This window comes from uncultured Dokdonia sp., assembly GCF_947492815.1.
Lineage (GTDB): Bacteria > Bacteroidota > Bacteroidia > Flavobacteriales > Flavobacteriaceae > Dokdonia.
Genome location: NZ_CANLOB010000084.1, coordinates 1 through 666 on the forward strand (window position 1 = coordinate 1; position 666 = coordinate 666).

The following is a 666-nucleotide window of genomic DNA, read 5'->3' on the forward strand; positions in this document are numbered from 1 at the left end:
ACAGACTTTAGCAATTCCGAGTGGATTCGGACGTAGTCGAATCCGCCGTAATTGCAGTTATACATTGTTGTGGTGTCGTTTTTTATTCTCAAAATATCCATTGTATTACAGTCACAAAACCAATAATTATCAAAATTCCAATTGAAGCTAAAATCGAGAAAAAAATAAATCCGCTTAATTTTTCCTTAAAGGTTTGTTTGTGGTCAGAATTATTCTTCTTTTGTTTATTTGTTTTCGGATTGAACTTTGGAATGTAATTAGCTTTTTCTTTACTATCAGATTCCAATTCAGTCAACTTTTTTTGAGCATAATCAGATAGTTCTGATTTGTCTCCACGAAACACAAGTTCCTGCAAAATTTGATACCCAGAATTATTTACTGATTTTTCGTATATCTCAACACATTTTTTTATTCGGTCGTCAGTTGGTTCAGTCAGAATCCAATATTTTCCAGCAGAGTCCAAAAATCCGCTTTCGTAATAAAGTTCAGCGAGTTTATTCCAGAATTCAATTTCATTGGGATTTTCCTGAATTAAATTCCGCAATCTGTCAGTCGCTTTGAATTTCAATCCATTTTCAATTTCGGAATCTATTTTGTTTAATTTTTCTTTTAAACTCACAATGTTTCTCTAATAATGCACCACAACGTTTACGTATAAGATTAGTG

General features: G+C 32.1%; 1 protein-coding gene. It reads right to left on the reverse strand.

The window, feature by feature from the left end; genetic code table 11:
• Nucleotides 1-88: 88 nt before the first annotated feature.
• Entirely contained in the window at nucleotides 89-619 is a 531-nt protein-coding gene (locus tag Q1A01_RS23615) for a DUF6584 family protein (RefSeq protein ID WP_299686029.1), read from the reverse strand.
• Nucleotides 620-666: the final 47 nt, after the last annotated feature.